Below are 16,864 nucleotides of genomic sequence, written 5' to 3'. Positions count from 1 at the left end.
ACCCGGCCCCGCGTACAGTGATCCGTCGGTCGTCGCGGCACCCCCGAGCCGCGGCCCAAGAGAGGCTTCCCCGTGCGACGGTTCCACTGCGATGTGTGCGAGAACGAGGTCTTCTTCGACTCCGTGTCCTGCGAGCGCTGCTCGTCGAAGCTGGGCTACGTGCTCGGCCTCGACGACGTGTTCGTCGAGGGCGGCGACGCCGCGGCGGACGCGGGCCTGCGGCGATGCAGCAACGCCGAGCTCGCCGGATGCACGTGGCTGACGGCGCAGCCTGGCGGGCTGTGCGAGAGCTGCCAGCTCACCCGCACCCGGCCGAGCGACGCCGACGCGAAGGGGCTGCGCCTCTTCCCCATCGCCGAGGAATCGAAGCGCCACCTCGTGCGCGACCTCACGCGCCTCGGCTTCGCGACCCGCCCGAAGGCGAGCGGGGAGCCCGCGACCGTCGGCCAGACGCCCGTCTTCGACCTGCTCTCGAGCGTGTCCGAGAGCGTCACGATCGGCCACGCCAACGGCGTCATCACGATCGACCTCGCCGAGGGCGACGACAGCTACCGCGAGCAGGTGCGGCAGCGCCTCGCCGAGCCGTACCGCACGATGCTCGGGCACTTCCGCCACGAGAGCGGGCACTACTACGAGTGGCAGCTGGTCGAGCAGACCGACCGCATCGACGAGGCACGGGAGCTGTTCGGCGACGAGCGCGCCGACTACCAGGCCGAGATCGACCGGCACTACGACCAAGGCCCTCCCGAGGGGTGGCAGCGCGACTACCTGAGCAGCTACGCGACCATGCACCCGTACGAGGACTTCGCCGAGACCTGGGCCCACTACCTGCACATCCAGGACACCCTCGAGACGGCCGTGGCCTTCGAGCTGCTGCCCGCGCCGGAACCCGGCGCGACGGCCCGCGACGTGGTCCTCGACAGCTGGATGCCGTTCGCGACGGCCATGAACGTCGTCAACCGCTCGCTCGGGCAGCGCGACCTCTACCCGTTCGTCCTGCCGGACACGGTCATCGAGAAGCTCGCGTTCATCCACTCGCTGCGCGAGCCCGCGAGCATCCCGGCCTGACCTGGGTCGCCGTCAAGCCCCCGCTGCGCGCCTGGCGACGATCGCGCCGTGCGGCCGGGCTCCCGCATCCGTTCGCGCGTGCGCTTGCTCGACGATGAACCCGGCGTCGTCGAGCAGCCGCGCGAGGTCGGCGATGGGCCAGGTGAAGGCCGTCGCGACCGTGTGTCCGAACGGCTCCACCATCGACCCCTCGAAGAAGCCGAGCAGCAGCCCGCCGCCCGGGCGGATGCAGCTCGCCAGCTCGGCGAGGGCGGCGGGCAGCCCGGACGGCTCGGTGTGGATGAGCGAGTACCAGACGAGCGCGCCGCCGAGGCTCGCCGACGGGACCCCGAGCGCCTCCGCCGTTCCCTGGCGATACACGCAGTCGGGGTGCCGGTGCGCCGCGATGTCGACGAACTCCTGAACGGGGTCGATGCCCTCGACGTCGACGCCGAGCTCGTGCAGCCAGGCCGTCCAGTGCCCGGGCCCGCAGCCGACATCGAGCACCGGGCCGTCGGTCGCCCTCGCCCAGGTCTCGATGAGCGCGCGATCTTGCGCCGCCGTCGCCGAGATGCTGCCGAGGAGGTCCGCGTACTCCCGCGCCCGGCGGCCGTACGCCTCGAACGTGTGCCGCGCCATCATTCGGTCGCCCCGGCGCGACCGCTGGAGGCGACTCGGGAGGCGACGTCCATGGCGACGGGCCCTAGCGGGTGATGGTCAGCTGGCCGATCGCCGTCACGGGCGCGACGCGGCCGTCCGAGAGCTCGTACTGGCAGCCGACGATGCTCAGCGCGCCGCTCGCGACGGCGTCACTGATGACGCGCGAGCTGCGCACAAGAGCGTTGATCGTCGAGTACAGGTGGCGGCGCCCCACAGCATCCGGGTCGATCTGCGCCTCGTCGACGTACGGCGTCGACTGGTCGCTCGTGAACCACTCCTCCTGCACCGAGGGCTGGATGCGAGCGAGCTCGTCCTTGATGGCGGGCGTCACGTCGCGCGGGTGCGCCGTCGTCTGGTTGATGGCGGCCTTGACCGCGCCGCAGGAGCCGTGGGCGAGCACCACGATGACCGCGACGCCGAGCTCCGCGACGGCGAACTCCATGGTCGCCGTCGTGTTCTCATTGGCGATCTGCCCCATGTTGCGGGCGACGAAGAGGTCGCCGAGGCCGCAGTCGAAGAGGATCTCCGCGGCGACTCGCGAGTCGGAGCAGCCGAGGAACGCGGCGTTCGGCGCCTGGCTCCCCGAGATCTCGGTGCGGCGGGCCGCGCTCTGCTGGGGGTGGAGGAGGTCGCCCTTGATGAAGCGCTCGTTGCCCTGGACGAGGTCATCCCAGGCCTGCTGGGGGGTGACTCTTGCTGCCGTCATCGTTGCTCCTTCGTGCTGAAACCTGTGACTGCCGGGGTGCATCCGTTGCCGGATGCTCATGCCACGTACGGGGGCGTGGCGCCGTCCAAGCGTACTCACCCTCGGGGGGCGAGATTCTCCTGATGAATCGCCAGGCGTCAACGATATTCCGGAATATGTGAGAACGTCAGTTCCCAAGATCAGGGCCGATGGGAGGTGGCGCGTGCGCCGTGGACACAATCTGGGAGCGGTCGGCGAGTTCAACCAGGCCGTCATCCTCGACCTCATCCGCCGCGCCCCGGACGGCCTGAGCCGGGTCGAGGTCGCGCAGGCCAGCGGCCTCTCCGCGCAGACGGCATCGAACATCACGCGCCGCCTCATCGACGGTGGCCTCGTGCGCGAGGGCGAACGCCTCATCACGGGGCCAGGGAAGCCGCGCACGCTGCTCCGCCTCAACGCGTCGAGCCGGTACACCGTGGGCGTGCACCTCGACCCGACCGTCATCACGTACGCTCTCCTCGATCTCGCGGGCTCGGTCGTCGCAGATCACCGCGCACGCACGCCGACGGCACCGGACCCCGCGGGCGTCATCGCTGACATGGCGCACGAGATCTCGGCGATCCTCGAACGCCAGTCGATCCCCCGCGAGCAGGTGCTCGGCGTCGGCATCGCGGCCCCGGGCCCCCTCGACGCCTCCCGCGGCAACGTCCTCGACCCGCCGATGCTCGACGGCTGGGACGTCGTGCCGCTGCGGGATGCGCTCAGCCAGGCGACCGGCTTCCCGGTTGTCCTCGAGAAGGACGTCACGGCGGCCGCGATCGCGGAGCTGTGGGTCGATTCAGGCCCACGGCGGGACAACTTCGCGTTCTTCTACTACGGCACGGGCATCGGCATCGGGCTCGTCATCAACCACGAGGTGCTGCGCGGCGCGAGCGACAACGCGGGCGACATGGGGCACATCATGGTGCAGGCGGATGGCCCCGTCTGCTCGTGCGGGAGGCGCGGCTGCGTCGGCGACCTGGTCGTCCCGCACCGCATCGTGCAGCGGGCACTCGCCGCCGGCCTCATCGCGTCGGACTCCCCCGTCGACCGCGCCGACTTCGACGACGTCGATCGACTCTTCACGGAGTTCACGGCGCTCGCCATGCGGCACGACCCCGTCTCGCGCGAGATCGTCACGGGGGTAGCCACCCAGATCTCGCGAGCCATCGTCTCCATCGTGAACCTCCTCGACGTCGACACGATCGTGTTCGGCGGCCCGTTCTGGCGCCGCATCGAGCCGGCCCTCCTCGGCGCCATCCGCCACCTCGTGAACACCGACCCCGCGCTCATCCCGAAGCACCCGATCCACATCGAGAACTCCGGGATCGGCGAGGATGTCGCCGCCATCGGGGCCGGCTGCCTCGTGCTCGACCAGAGCCTCGCGCCGCATACCTCCGCGCTGCTGATCTCGCGCTGAAGTCGCGCTGATCTGCCTCTGACCTCTCCCTGATCGGGCTGCGCCTCACGTTCCCTGACGCGCTTCGGGAGCTTGCGAGAATGTCTTGACACGAGTTAATCCAATCGGTTTACTTATGGCAGGCCGAAGGCTCGACACCGATGTCGGACCACACGGAGAACGGTCGTGGAGCAAAGGAGCACCATGAAAAATCGCACACTCGGGGCCGTGGCAGTCGCCGCCGCCGCTGTGCTTGCACTGTCTGCCTGCGCTGGAGGCGACTCGGGCGGAGGCGACTCGAACACCCTGAAGGTCGCCTACCAGAAGTTCGGACAGTTCACGCAGATGGACGACCACATGCAGAAGGTCAAGGCCGAGTACGAGGCGGCCAACGAAGGGATGACCGTCGAGCTCATCCCGATCGAGGCGCAGGAAGCCGACTACTTCGCGAAGCTCGCCCTCATGAACCGCTCCCCCGCGACGGCACCCGACGTCATGTACGAGGACACGTTCATGGTCAAGACCGACGTCGAGGCCGGCTACCTCGCGCCCCTCGACGACTACGTCGCCGACTGGGCCGACTGGGAGCAGTTCCCCGAGAACGCCCGCCAGGCTGGGCTCGGCGACGACGGCAAGGTCTACGGCATTCCCATGGGCACCGACACCCGCGCCCTCTGGTACAACCAGGACATCCTGAAGGCCGCGGGCGTGCAGGTGCCGTGGGAGCCGAAGACCTGGGACGACATCATCGCCGCGGCCGAGGCCGTGAAGGCCCACGACCCCAGCATCCGCCCCTTCAACATCTACTCCGGCAAGGCCATGTCCGAGGGTGCCTCGATGCAGGGCTTCCAGATGCTGCTCACCGGCACCGAGGACGAGCTGTTCAACACCGACGAGCAGAAGTGGGTGACCGGCTCGCAGGGCTTCATCGACTCCCTCACGTTCGTCGGCGACATCTACCAGGGCGGCCTCGGGCCGACCCCGCAGGAGGCGCTCGACAAGAACGTCGGCACGAACATCAACACCGACTGGATCCCCAGCGGCCAGCTCGCGATGAGCCTCGACGGCTCGTGGGTGAGCGGCACCTGGCTCGACTCGGGCTCCAAGCCGTGGCCGGAGTGGTCCGACGTCATGCAGGTCACCCCGATGCCGACGCAGGACGGGCAGGACCCTGGCGTCACGAGCATGTCGGGCGGATGGACGCTCGCCATGGGTGCGGGAACGAAGAACCCGGATGCGGCGTGGGACTTCATCAGCCTCGCCCTCAACCAGGAGAACGCGCTGAGCTACGACGTCGCGGCCAGCCAGGTGCCGGTGCGCACCGACGTCGCCGAGGCGCCCGAGTACACGGAGGCGAACCCGACGTTCGGGTTCTTCGCGGACCTCGTGCCCGACACGAACTTCCGCCCAGCCAACTCCGACTACTCGCAGGTCTCCGCAGCCATCACGGTGGCCATGGAGGCCGTCATGACCGGCCAGCAGACGCCTGAAGAGGCTGCCGCCGCCTACGACAAGGCCGTCATCGGCATCGTCGGCGAAGAGAACACGACGTCGGCGTCGAGCTGATGACCGCCACCCTCACACCGGCCTCGGGGGCGCCCCGCGCCCCCGAGGCCGGGAGGCCGCCGAAGCGACGGAAGGCGGTGACACGCCTCACGCGCGGCGTGCCGCTCCTGCCCGCCGTCGGCCTCCTCGCCGTCTTCCTCCTGGGCCCCGTCATCTCGTCGTTCTACGGCTCCTTCACCAACTCGTCACTGAGCGGTGTCGGCGCCTCGAGCGCGGAGTTCGTGGGCTTCCAGAACTACACCGACCTCTTCGCGAGCCCGGACTTCCCGAAGTCGGTGCTCATCACGCTCATCTTCCTCGTCGCCTCCGCGATCCTGGGCCAGAACGTGCTCGGGCTGGGGCTCGCCGTGCTCATGCAGTCGTCGAACAAGGTCGTCCGCAGCACGGTCAGCACGATCGTCGTGACCGCGTGGGTGCTGCCGGAGATCGTGGCGGCCTTCGCCGCGTACGCGTTCTTCAGCGACGCGGGCACACTCAACACGATGCTCGCGGCCATCGGCATCACCGGCCCCAACTGGCTGTACACGCTGCCGCTGCTGAGCGTGATCCTCGCCAACACGTGGCGCGGCACCGCGTTCTCGATGCTGGTCTACCGGGCCGCCCTCAACGACGTGCCGCCCGAGATCACCGAGGCGGCCGAGGTCGACGGCGCCAAGGGATGGCAGCGGTTCACCCTCATCACGCTGCCCATGATCCGCCGCAGCATCTCCACGAACCTCATGCTCACGACCCTGCAGACGCTCTCCGTCTTCGCGCTCATCTTCGTGATGACCAACGGCGGGCCAGGAACAGACAGCACGACGCTGCCGCTCCTCGCCTACCAGGAGGCGTTCCGCTTCGGCCAGCTCGGCTTCGGCACCGCCATCGCCACCATGCTCCTGCTCGTCGGCGCGCTCTTCTCGGTCGCCTACATTCGGGCGCTCAAACCGGAGGTGGACTGACCATGACAACCCACACATCCGTGGCCGCGGCTGACCCCGCGCCCACCACCAGATCCATCGCAACCGGCAGCCACCACGTCGAGACGAGCGCGGCCGCCCCACGGGGGCGCGCGATGCGCTGGTTCGCCAACATCGTGCTCAGCGTCATCGGCGTGATCTTCCTCCTCCCCCTCGTCTGGCTCGTGCTCGCGTCCTTCGACGAGGTCGCCACGCTGTCGGTGAAGTGGCCGGAAGCGCCGTCGCTCGCCAACTTCACGGCCGTCCTCACCCCCGAGATCTCGCTCGTCCCGCTCTGGAACAGCCTCGTGCTCTCCGGCGGATGCGCGATCGTGACGGTGCTCGCGGCGATCCTCGCCGCGTATCCGCTCTCCCGGTACAAGTCGCGCATCAACAAGCCGTTCCTCTACGGGGTGCTGTTCGGGACCTGCCTGCCGATCACCGCGATGATGGTGCCCGTCTACGCACTGTTCGTGGCGTTCAACCTCATCGACAACATGTTCGGCACCATCCTGTTCCTCGCCGCCACCTCGCTGCCCATGGCGATCTGGATGATGAAGAACTTCATGGACTCGGTACCCGTCTCCCTCGAGGAGGCGGCCTGGACGGACGGCGCCTCCGCCATGGCGACGCTGCGACTCATCGTCGTGCCGCTCATGCGGCCAGGCATCGCGGTCGTGTTCATCTTCGTCTTCATCCAGACGTGGGGGAACTTCTTCATCCCGTTCATCCTGCTGCTGAGCCCCGACAAGCTGCCCGCCGCGGTGAGCATCTTCTCCTTCTTCGGCCAGTACGGCGCAGTCGCCTACGGGCAGCTCGCCGCGTTCTCCCTCCTCTACTCCGTGCCGGTCCTGGCGCTGTACGTGCTCGTGTCCCGCCTCGGCGGCGGCTCGTTCGCGCTCGCCGGCGCCGTCAAGGGCTGACCCGACTTCCAACGTCTCCTTCAACGCAGAAAGGCGCCCCATGCCTGACCCCACACAGTTCGTCGACCTCCGCATCCGGCGGTTCGTGTCCGAACGCCTCACCCCCGCCATCTACCGCGAGCGCGAACCGCTCACGGTCACCTCGTGGGATGTGCCGGGCGAGCCCGTTTCGTTCGCCGAGGCGATCACCCAGCAGTTCGCGCCCTTCCGGGTCGGCTCCGAGTGGAGCCGACCGTGGGGAACCACGTGGTTCCACATCACCGGCACCGTGCCCTCAGACTGGGAGATGACGGATGCGCGCGTCGAGGTGCTCGTCGACCTCGGTTTCGTGAGCGGGCACCCCGGCTTCCAGGCCGAGGGCCTCGTCTGGACCCCCGAGGGGCACATCCTCAAGGCCATCGAGCCGCGCAACACCGCGGTGCCGCTGAAGATCGGGCCAGGCGACAGCATCGACCTCTATATAGAGGCCGCTTCGAACCCGGATGTGCAGGGCGAGTCGGTCTACGCGCCGACCCCCATGGGCGACCTCGCCACCTCGGGTGATGCGCCCATCTACCGGACGCGGGTCCTCGACATCGGCCTGCGCGACGTCCCCGTGTGGGAGCTCGCGCAGGACGTGTGGACGCTGGACGGCCTCTGGCGCGAGCTCGGCGAGGAGCAGCCGAGGCGCGCGGAGATCCTCCGCGGACTCGAGCGGCTCATCGACACGCTCGACCCGGACGACATCTCCGGCACGGCGACGGCCGGGCGCGAGGTGCTCGCCCCGCTGCTCGCCTCCCCCGCCTACGCGAGCGCCCACCACCTGGTTGCCGTCGGGCACGCGCACATCGACTCGGCCTGGCTGTGGCCCGTCCGGGAGACGATCCGCAAGTGCGCCCGCACCTTCTCGAACGTGCTGTCGCTCATGGACGAGAACGACGACTTCCTCTTCGCCTGCTCGTCCGCGCAGCAGTTCGCGTGGATGAAGGAGCACTACCCGGACCTCTTCGAGCGCATCAAGGTGCGGGTCCTCGAGGGTCGCTTCGTGCCCGTCGGCGGCATGTGGGTGGAGTCGGACACGAACCTGCCCGGCGGTGAGGCCATGGCCCGCCAGTTCGTCGCGGGCAAGGGCTTCTTCATCCGCGAGTTCGGGATCGAACCGCCAGAGGTGTGGCTGCCCGACTCCTTCGGCTACTCGGCGGCGCTCCCCCAGATCGTCAAGGCAGCAGGGTCGAAGTACTTCCTGACGCAGAAGCCGTCGTGGAACGAGACGAACGTCATGCCGCACCACACGTTCAACTGGGAGGGCATCGACGGCTCGCAGGTGTTCACGCACTTCCCGCCCGTCGCCACCTACAACTCCGTCCTCTCGCAGGAGGAGCTGCACAAGGCGCAGCGCGACTACAAGGAGAAGGGCGAGGCCAACTCGTCGCTCGTGCCGTTCGGCTACGGCAACGGCGGCGGCGGCCCGACGCGCGAGATGGTCGCGGCGGCCGAGCGCACCCGCAACCTCGAGGGCTCCCCGACCGTCGAGATGACCAGCCCGCAGGCGTTCTTCGAGCAGGCCGAGGCCGAGCTCGCGCAGCCGCCGGTGTGGTCAGGCGAGATCTACCTCGAGTTCCACCGCGGCACGTACACGTCGCAGGCGCGCACGAAGCGCGGCAACCGCCGCAGCGAGCACCTGCTGCGCGAGGCCGAGCTGTGGGCGACCGCCGCGGCGATCCGCACGGGAGCCGCGTACCCCTACGCGGAACTCGAGTCGGCCTGGCAGACGGTGCTGCTGCAGCAGTTCCACGACATCCTTCCCGGCTCCTCCATCGCCTGGGTGCACCAGGTCGCGGAGGAGCACTACGAGCGGGTCGCGGGTGAACTCGAGACGCTCATCGCCTCGGCGCTCGGCTCGCTGACCGGTGCCGGCGAGACGGCGCTGCTCGCGAACGCCGGACCGTACGCCGTGGACGGCGTGCCCGCGCTCGGTGGTGGCGCATCCGGTGCGAGCTCAACTGCCGACACCTCTCCAGTGACGCTCACGCGGTCCGGCGACGACCTGGTGCTCGACAACTCGCTCGTGCGGGTCACGATCGACGCCGACGGGCTCGTCTCGTCGCTCTTCGACGTCGCCGCCGACCGCGAGCTGGTCCCGGCCGGCGAGCGCGCTGCCGAGCTGTGGGTCTACCGCGATACGCCCGCGCAGTGGGATGCGTGGGACATCGACGTGCACTACCAGCGCCACGGCCGGCCGATCCGATCGGTCGACTCGATTGAGGTCGTCTCGGAGAGCGCCGACCGGGTCGTCGTCAAGGTGTCGCGTTCGGACGGAGCGAGCACGTTCGTGCAGGAGCTGTCGCTGAGCGCGGGGCGCCCGACGCTCGACCTGACGACGGACGTCGACTGGCACGAGCGGCAGAAGCTGCTGAAGCTGGCGTTCCCGCTGGACGTGCACGCGGAGCGGTCGTCGTCGGAGATCCAGTTCGGGCACGTGAACCGGCCAATCCATCGCAACACGTCGTGGGATGTGGCGCGGTTCGAGACGAGCGCGCACCGTTGGGTGCACGTCGGCGAGACCGGCTACGGCGTCGCCGTCGCGAACGACTCGACGTACGGGCACGACGTGACGCGCACGACCCGCGACGGCGGCGGCACGACAACCCTCGTGCGGGAGTCGCTGCTGCGGGCGCCCACGTTCCCGGACCCGCACGCCGATCAGGGACGGCATGTGCTGCGCACCTCGGTGCGCGTGGGCGCGGATGTGCTGGATGCGGCCGCTGAGGGCTACCGGCTGAACGTCGGCCCGCGCCCGGTGACGGGTTCGGCGCCGATCGAGCCGCTGCTCACGGTCGACAACCCCGCGGTTGTCGTCGAGGCCGTGAAGCTGGCGGAGGACAGGAGCGGCGACGTGGTCGTCCGCTTCTATGAGGCTCGCGGTGCGAAGGCTCGGGCAGTCGTGACGCCCGGGTTCGCGTTCGAGTCGGTCGCTGAGACCGACCTGCTCGAGCGTGACGTCGACCAGACGGCGATCGTGGATGCTGAGGGCGCGCTCGCGCTGTCCGTGCGCCCGTTCCAGCTGGTCACGCTGCGCTTCCGTGGGGTGTCAGCGCTGCGCTGACATCTGGGGAGACCGGGCGGCGCAGACTGCGCTGCCCGCCCGGTCCGATGCTGTGGCGAACCGCGCCTCCCGCTCCTGGGGTGCCGGTTCGCCACAGCTGTTTCCAGGCCGCACCCCGGGATCTCACGGGGGCGGCGTGAGACGGTGAGCGGAGCGCGCACCCCCGAGGCGCGCAGGAATGAGCGATGATGCCCACCTTCACGAACATCCACCACGTTGCCGTCACTGTGCGCGACCTCGACACGAGCGTCGCCTTCTACGAGAAGGTCTTCGGCTTCGAGCCGGCGACGGAGATCGACGACACGACGTTGCACCGCAAGCTCTTCGCGCTTCCCGGCGGCACGGCCCTCGGGCTGACGCAGCACGACGGCGGCGACGGCAGCGACGGGTTCACGCCCTTCTCGCCTGGGCTCGACCACCTCGGGCTGACCGTTGAGAGCCGCGAGGAGCTCGAGGCCTGGGACGCGCACCTGACGGAGAACGGCGTCGAGCACAGCGGCATCGTCGAGGCCCCGTACGGCTACGCGCTCAGCTTCAAGGACCCGGACCAGATCGCACTGGAGTTCTTCGTCTCGAAGTGAGGCCCGCGTTCCTCCGCGAAGTTGTGGCAGAACGCTGGTCGCCGCGCTCGGAACCGCACCACGCCACAACGCTGCGCCCCTGGAGCGAGCCGGGCCGGCGGCTGCGCGGGCTACACCGGCAGCAGCACCGACAGCGTGAAGCTCCACACGCAGATGAAGGCGAGCATCCCTAGGCTGTAGCCGATGGACGTGCGCAGTATCTCGCCCTCCCGCCCTGAGAGCCCGACGGCACCGGCCGCGATCGCGATGGACTGCGGTGAGATGACCTTCGCGGTCGTGCCGCCCGCCGTGTTCGCGGCGACGAGCAGCTCGGGCGAGACGCCGATGCGTCCCGCCGTCGCGACCTGCAGGGGGCCGAAGAGGGTGTTGTTGTTGACGACGGACCCCGTGAGGAACACGCCGAGCCACCCGATGATGGGTGCGAGAAGCGGGAAGACGGGGCCGACGGCGGCGAGGGCGCTGCCGATGCTGGCCGACCCGCCGGAGTAGTTGGCGATGTTCGCGAGCACGAGGATGAGCGCGATCAGGACGAGCGCCTGCCAGAGCTCGCGGAGGGTTGCGACGAACTCGTGCCAGAGGTCGGCTGCCCTGAGGCTCGGCGTCGTGAGGAACGACACGATGACGGCGAGCAGGATGGCGGTGCCGGTGGCGCTGATGGGCGCGAAGTCCCAGGTGCTGGCGACGGGGTCGCCGCTCGGGAGGGCGATCTGGCCGGTGAGTCCCGGGATGGGGAGCTTGATGACCGCGGCGGCGAGGGGACCGTCGGCGGCGAAGAGCTGCTTGAAGGCGGGGATGCTCCACACCAGGATGAGGGCGGTGAGGATGTAGAAGGGGCTCCAGGCGACGGCGATCTCGCGCACACTGTGTCGCTCGACGGCGGGTGCCGCCTCTCCGCTCTCGCGGAAGATGCGCTTCGGCTGCCACACGCGGCCGAAGGCGAAGAGGGCGAGCATGGCGGCGAGGCCGGAGCCGAGGTCGGCCAGCTCGGGGCCGAGGAACCAGAGGACGCTTGCCTGCACCCCGCTGAAGACGACGCTGACCAGAAGGGTCGCCGGCCAGGTCTCGCGGAGTCCGCGCCATCCGTCGAGGATGATGACGAGCAGGAACGGGACGAGGAACGTGAGGGGCTGCAGGAGCAGCATCATCGTGCGGGACATCTCGAGCACTTCGACGCCAGCGACCTGCGCGCCCACGATGACCGGGATGCCGATGGCCCCGTAGGCGCCGGCGGCGACGTTCGCGACGAGCGACAGCATGGCGGCTTTCACGGGCTTGAAGCCGAGCTGCACGAGCAGGGCGGCACAGATCGCGATGGGCACGCCGAAGCCTGCCGCGCCTTCGAGGAACGCGCCGAAGGCGAAGCTGATGAGCAGCACCTGGATGCGCTGGTCGGGTGAGATGCCGGAGATGGATGCGCGGATCACGTCGAAGCGTCCGCTGGCGACGGCGAGGCGGTAGAGCCACACGGCCATGACGATGATGTAGGCGATGGGCCAGATGGCGGTGAGGATGCCGAGGAGTCCGGACCCTGCGACGGCGGTGCCCGGCATCCCGAACGCGATCAGGGCGACGATGATCTCGGCGACGACGGCGATGCTGGCCGCGAGGATGCCCTTCATCTTGAGCGCCGTGAGGCAGATGAGGAAGATGGCGATGGGGATCACGGCGACGAGCGCCGACAGCCCCGGGTTCCCGAACGGGTCGATGTCCTGCATCCACAGTGCTTCAGTGACCACGGGAGGCTCCGTTCGCTGCGGGGCGGAGCGCATCGGGGAGAGCGCGCTCAGCTCTGCTCGTCACAGTAACGGGCGCGGGTGCCGGCATGCGAGCGTTTCCCTCCAACAGTGGCTTAGTAACACTTCCCGCGAGAAGTGTTACTAAGCTCGGAGGATGATGACATCGGCAGGAAGCCGCAGTCGCGCTGACGGAGCGTCTGTCCGTCTCGGCCATCCTGTCCATGCACCGTGAGCTGCTCGCGCGCCAGCCAGGCATGGAAGAGCATGCCGGTCAGCTCCGCACGGAACTCGTGTGGATCGGGAAGGGCAATGCGGGTCCACGCGAAGCCGACTTCGTCGCCCCCCAACCCGACCTCATCGCCTCGGCACTCACCGATCTGCTTGCGTTCGCGGATCGCGTGGACCTGCCGGCCATCCTGCAGATCGCTGTCGCGCACGCACAGTTCAAGACGATCCATCCGTTCATCGATGGGAACGGACGAACGGGCCGCGCCCTCGTGCAGATCATGCTGCGCGCCAGCGGCATCGCCTCGCACACCACCGTGCCGCTTTCCGCCGGGCTGCTGACCGATCTTGATCGATATTTCGATGCCCTCGGTGCATTCAGGGCCGGGGACGCCGAGCCGATCGTGCGCACCTTCGCGGGGGCCGCGAGGTTCGCGGCAGCAGCAGGTGGGGATCTCGTGGATGCGTTGCGGTCGGCGCTCGACGAATCCCGCGAGCTCCTCGCGGGCGTGCGCCCCCAGGCGACCGGGCTGCGGCTGCTGCCGTTGCTCATCGGTCAGCCGATCGTCAATTCGGCCTTCGTGCAGCGTGCCCTCGCCGTCGATGTCGTGACCGCGAATCGCGCGCTGTCTCTGCTGACGGAACGCGGCGTCCTCACGGAGCAGACCGGCAGGCGCCGAGGGAAGGTGTGGCAGCACTCGGGGATCCTCGAAGCCCTGGAGGACTTCGCTACGGGTATCCGACGCGCCCGTCGTTGATCTCCGCGCTGCATTCACCGGTTCTGTTGACGCGGCTGCGGGAGACTGCTCGCATGACGCGCATCGTGCCGGTTCTCGGTGACATCACTCTGCAGGAGGTCGACGCGGTGGTGAACGCCGCCAACAACGGCATGCGCGGAGGTGGCGGCGTCGACGGAGCCATCCACCGCGCGGGCGGGCCCGCCGTGCTGCGCGACTGCATCGCCCGCTTCCCCGACGGCCTCGCCACGGGGGACGCCGGATACACGACGGCCGGTGACCTGCCGGCCCGGTGGGTCATCCACACGGTTGGGCCTGACTACGGTTCGGGCCAGCGCGACCGGTCGCTGCTCACCTCGTGCTACCGGCGCTCGCTCGAGGTCGCCGACGAGCTGGGCGCGACGACGATCGCGTTTCCGCTCATCAGCGCTGGCATCTACGCGTGGCCGCTCGACGACGCGATCGCCGCGGCCGTCGACACCATCGCCGAATCGGGAACCCGCGTCGATGAGGTGCGCCTCGTGGCACGCGACCCGCAGATCTTCGCGAATGTCGAGCGCGCGCTCAGCGCTCGAGGCCTCGGCGCCTGAGTCCCGCCAGCCCGCCGACCTAGAACTCGAGCGCCTGCGCCATCCGCTCCCCTGCGACCTCGACCCAGTGCAGGGTCTCCTCCATGGCGCGTTGCCCCGAGCCGGCGAGCTCCGACAGCGACAGGATGCTGACCCCGGCGAGCGCCAGGGTCTCGCGCTGGTCCGCGTCGAGCCCGACCCGCCCTGCGATCACCCCGAAGCGCGCGCCCTCCTCTTCCGCGAGCGCGCGCACGAGCGACGGCACTTTGCCCGCCTCGGACTGCGCGTCGAAGCTGCCCTCCCCTGTGATGACGAGGTCCGCCCCGCGGACCAGGGCCGGCAGGCCGATCGCGCCAGCGACGGCGATGGCCCCTGCCGAGATCTCGCCGCCGATCGCGAGCACCCCGAATCCCGTGCCACCTGCGGCTCCGGACCCCGGCCGGGCGGTGAGCGCAGCGACGTCCCCGCTCGTCTCCGGCGCACCGCCGAGCACCTCGGCGAATCGAGCGAGCCCCGCCTCGAGCGTCGGCACATCATCGACGGATGCGCCCTTCTGCGGTCCGAAGACGGACGCGGCCCCGAGCTCGCCGAACAGCGGATTCACGACGTCCGTCAGGGCGACGACGCCGTCGACGGGGAGCGGCGCGAGGCCGGACACGTCCAGCGTCTCGAGCGCGTGCAGCCCGCCGTTTCCTGGCGGGATGCTCGCCCCGCCGCCGTCGAGGAGTCGAACCCCGAGCCCCGTGAGCAGGCCGGCCCCGCCGTCCGTCGACGCGCTGCTGCCCAGCCCGACCAGCACGCGCCTCGCGCCGTGCTCGGTCGCGTACCGGATGGCCTGCCCGAGCCCGACGGTCGACGCGCGGAAGCAGGAGTCCCGGTCGACCCGCTCCAGGAGGGCGATACCGCTCGTCTCGGCGAGCTCGACCACCCACGTGCCGTCGGGCAGCTCGACGAGCGCCGCATCCACCGGGTCGCCGAGCGGCCCCTCGACTGCCACGACGACAACTCGCGCCCCAGGCACCGAACCTGCGATCGCAGCCGTCGTGCCCTCGCCCCCATCAGCCATCGGCACCTCGACGCACTCGTCATCCGGCCTCGCGCGCTGCCAACCACGCCTGATCGCCGCGGCGACCTCCGCCGCCGAAGCGGTGCCCTTGAACGAGTCCGGTGCGATGACGATTCGACGCTGCATGCCGCCAATCTACCGAGGAGCTTCGACGCAGTGCCCGCGCGAGGGAAGTCCGTCTTCCCAGCCACCACCCGAGCGCGGTTCGTAGCCTCGATGGCATGAGCGCTTACGACTACCTGATCATCGGCGGCGGAATGGTGGCGGATGCGGCGGCCCGCGGCATCCGGGAACGAGACGAGGCGGGGACCATCGGCATCCTCAGCGCCGACGTCGACGAACCCTACGCGCGGCCCGCGCTGTCGAAGAAGCTCTGGGTCGACCCCGACTTCACCTGGGACCAGACGCCGCTCGGCACGAGCGAGGCGACAGGCGCGGAGATCACGCTCGGGACCCTCGTGACCGGCATCGATCGTGCAGCGAAGACGGTGACGACGGGCGGCGGTGAGACCATCACCTACGGGAGGCTGCTGATCGCGACCGGTTCGAAGCCCGTCGAGGTGGCCGCACCCGAGAGCGACCGCATCTTCTTCTTCCGCTCGGCGAGCGACTACCGACGCCTCCGCGCGCTGGCGGCCCATGGCTCGCACGCCATCGTCGTCGGCGGTGGCTACATCGGCACCGAGATCGCCGCCGCCCTCGCCCAGAACGACGTCGAGGTCGACCTGGTGTTCCCTGACGACGTGCTCGGCGCGTCGACCTTCCCGCCCGCCCTCGCGTCGCGGTTCCAGGAGCTCTACGTCGAGCACGGCGTCGGCCTCGTCCCGGGGCGGCGCGTCGAGACGGTGCGCGACGAGGTGCGTGCCGACTTCGAGGTGGCCGCGGATGCGCACACGCTCGAGGATGCGTCCGCGCAGGCCGCCGACGGGGTCGCGGCGGAAGCCGCCGCCTCCGAGGTGCGAGCATCGCCGACCGCCACCACGGGTGTCACGGTCGTCTTCGACAACGGCGCTGAGACGGAGGCCGACTTCGTGGTGTTCGGGCTGGGTGTGACCCCCGTCGTCGACCTCGCGGAGGAGGCAGGCCTCGTCGTGGACGAGGGCGGCGTGGTCGTCGACGAGCAGCTGCGCACCAGCGACCCGTTCATCTGGGCGGCCGGCGACATCGCCGTCTACCCCGACCCTGTGCTCGGGCAGACGCGCGTCGAGCACGTCGACAACGCCACCGAGATGGGCACCGCCGTAGGCCGCTCGATGGCAGGCGCCACTGACCCCTACTCGCACACCCCGTACTTCTACTCGATGGTCTTCGGCACGCGGTGGGAGGCGGTCGGCACGCTCGATCCCGACCTCGACGTGCTCGAGGCGGAACTGCCCGAATCGGGCGAGTCCGACGCGAGCCGCGTCTTCTACTACCGCGACGACTCGGGTGCCCCGGTTGGCGTGCTGCTCTGGGACGTCGGTGAGGATGAGGCACTGCGCGACGCCGCGCGCGCGGTCATCGACGAGGGCGTGACGTCGACGGAAGCACTGCGCACGCGCATCCGCTGACCACCTGACGCACGGAGGCGGGGCGGGGTCACCAGTCGGCGACCCCGCCCCGCCTCGC

Annotated in this window: 14 protein-coding genes; 10 read left to right on the top strand and 4 right to left on the bottom strand. The window is 69.7% G+C overall.

The features are described from left to right. Window positions 1-72 precede the first annotated feature (72 nt). The gene (locus tag HDC34_RS13230) at window positions 73-1,068 is read left to right on the top strand and encodes a putative zinc-binding metallopeptidase (protein WP_179557342.1); all 996 of its coding nucleotides are present in this window, start codon (window positions 73-75) and stop codon (window positions 1,066-1,068) included. A gap of 12 nt (window positions 1,069-1,080) precedes the next feature. On the opposite strand, the gene HDC34_RS13225 is transcribed toward HDC34_RS13230, so the two are convergent. Both HDC34_RS13225 and HDC34_RS13220 read right to left on the bottom strand, forming a co-directional pair. Beyond that, the gene (locus HDC34_RS13225) at window positions 1,081-1,689 is read right to left on the bottom strand and encodes a class I SAM-dependent methyltransferase (RefSeq protein ID WP_179557341.1); all 609 of its coding nucleotides are present in this window, start codon (window positions 1,687-1,689) and stop codon (window positions 1,081-1,083) included. Between the two features lie 61 nt (window positions 1,690-1,750). Beyond that, window positions 1,751-2,413, bottom strand: a complete 663-nt coding sequence (locus tag HDC34_RS13220; RefSeq protein WP_104311206.1) for a carbonic anhydrase — start codon at window positions 2,411-2,413, stop codon at window positions 1,751-1,753. 202 nt (window positions 2,414-2,615) lie between these two features. Between HDC34_RS13220 and HDC34_RS13215 the strand changes: the two genes are divergently transcribed. From HDC34_RS13215 to HDC34_RS13190, 6 genes are all read left to right on the top strand, one after another. Continuing rightward, complete coding sequence (locus tag HDC34_RS13215) at window positions 2,616-3,851, top strand: ROK family transcriptional regulator (protein WP_104311205.1); 1,236 nt, start codon at window positions 2,616-2,618, stop codon at window positions 3,849-3,851. Between the two features lie 183 nt (window positions 3,852-4,034). Then, window positions 4,035-5,396 (top strand): extracellular solute-binding protein, encoded by a 1,362-nt coding sequence (locus HDC34_RS13210; protein WP_179557340.1) that lies wholly within the window; start codon window positions 4,035-4,037, stop codon window positions 5,394-5,396. After that, window positions 5,396-6,337 carry a carbohydrate ABC transporter permease gene (locus tag HDC34_RS13205; RefSeq protein ID WP_179557339.1) on the top strand — a complete coding sequence of 314 codons (942 nt, stop codon included), beginning with the start codon at window positions 5,396-5,398 and terminating at the stop codon, window positions 6,335-6,337. The genes HDC34_RS13210 and HDC34_RS13205 overlap by 1 nt, the downstream gene beginning before the upstream one ends. 113 nt (window positions 6,338-6,450) lie before the next feature. Continuing rightward, window positions 6,451-7,257, top strand: coding sequence for a carbohydrate ABC transporter permease (locus tag HDC34_RS13200; protein ID WP_249312579.1), 807 nt, complete (start codon window positions 6,451-6,453; stop codon window positions 7,255-7,257). A gap of 40 nt (window positions 7,258-7,297) precedes the next feature. After that, a complete protein-coding gene (locus HDC34_RS13195) occupies window positions 7,298-10,342 on the top strand; it encodes a glycoside hydrolase family 38 C-terminal domain-containing protein (protein WP_179557338.1) in 3,045 nt (1,014 codons plus the stop codon). A 185-nt stretch (window positions 10,343-10,527) separates the two neighbouring features. Beyond that, window positions 10,528-10,923 carry a VOC family protein gene (locus tag HDC34_RS13190; RefSeq protein ID WP_218855250.1) on the top strand — a complete coding sequence of 132 codons (396 nt, stop codon included), beginning with the start codon at window positions 10,528-10,530 and terminating at the stop codon, window positions 10,921-10,923. A 110-nt stretch (window positions 10,924-11,033) separates the two neighbouring features. Here HDC34_RS13190 and HDC34_RS13185 read toward each other — a convergent pair whose 3' ends face one another. Beyond that, a complete protein-coding gene (locus tag HDC34_RS13185) occupies window positions 11,034-12,644 on the bottom strand; it encodes an L-lactate permease (protein ID WP_179557593.1) in 1,611 nt (536 codons plus the stop codon). A gap of 200 nt (window positions 12,645-12,844) precedes the next feature. Here HDC34_RS13185 and HDC34_RS13180 point away from each other — a divergent pair, with 200 nt between their 5' ends. Continuing rightward, window positions 12,845-13,642 carry a Fic family protein gene (locus HDC34_RS13180; RefSeq protein ID WP_306455519.1) on the top strand — a complete coding sequence of 266 codons (798 nt, stop codon included), beginning with the start codon at window positions 12,845-12,847 and terminating at the stop codon, window positions 13,640-13,642. Between the two features lie 53 nt (window positions 13,643-13,695). Continuing rightward, window positions 13,696-14,211, top strand: a complete 516-nt coding sequence (locus HDC34_RS13175) for an O-acetyl-ADP-ribose deacetylase (RefSeq protein ID WP_179557336.1) — start codon at window positions 13,696-13,698, stop codon at window positions 14,209-14,211. A 19-nt stretch (window positions 14,212-14,230) separates the two neighbouring features. Here HDC34_RS13175 and HDC34_RS13170 read toward each other — a convergent pair whose 3' ends face one another. Beyond that, entirely contained in the window at window positions 14,231-15,382 is a 1,152-nt protein-coding gene (locus tag HDC34_RS13170) for a glycerate kinase (protein WP_179557335.1), read from the bottom strand. A gap of 95 nt (window positions 15,383-15,477) precedes the next feature. Between HDC34_RS13170 and HDC34_RS13165 the strand changes: the two genes are divergently transcribed. Then, window positions 15,478-16,806, top strand: coding sequence for an NAD(P)/FAD-dependent oxidoreductase (locus HDC34_RS13165; protein ID WP_179557334.1), 1,329 nt, complete (start codon window positions 15,478-15,480; stop codon window positions 16,804-16,806). The last annotated feature ends 58 nt before the right edge of the window (window positions 16,807-16,864 follow it).

Origin of the sequence: Pseudoclavibacter sp. JAI123, from assembly GCF_013409665.1 — a bacterium.
Taxonomy (GTDB): Bacteria; Actinomycetota; Actinomycetes; order Actinomycetales; family Microbacteriaceae; genus Pseudoclavibacter.
This window is presented reverse-complemented; position numbering and strand designations above follow the sequence as displayed.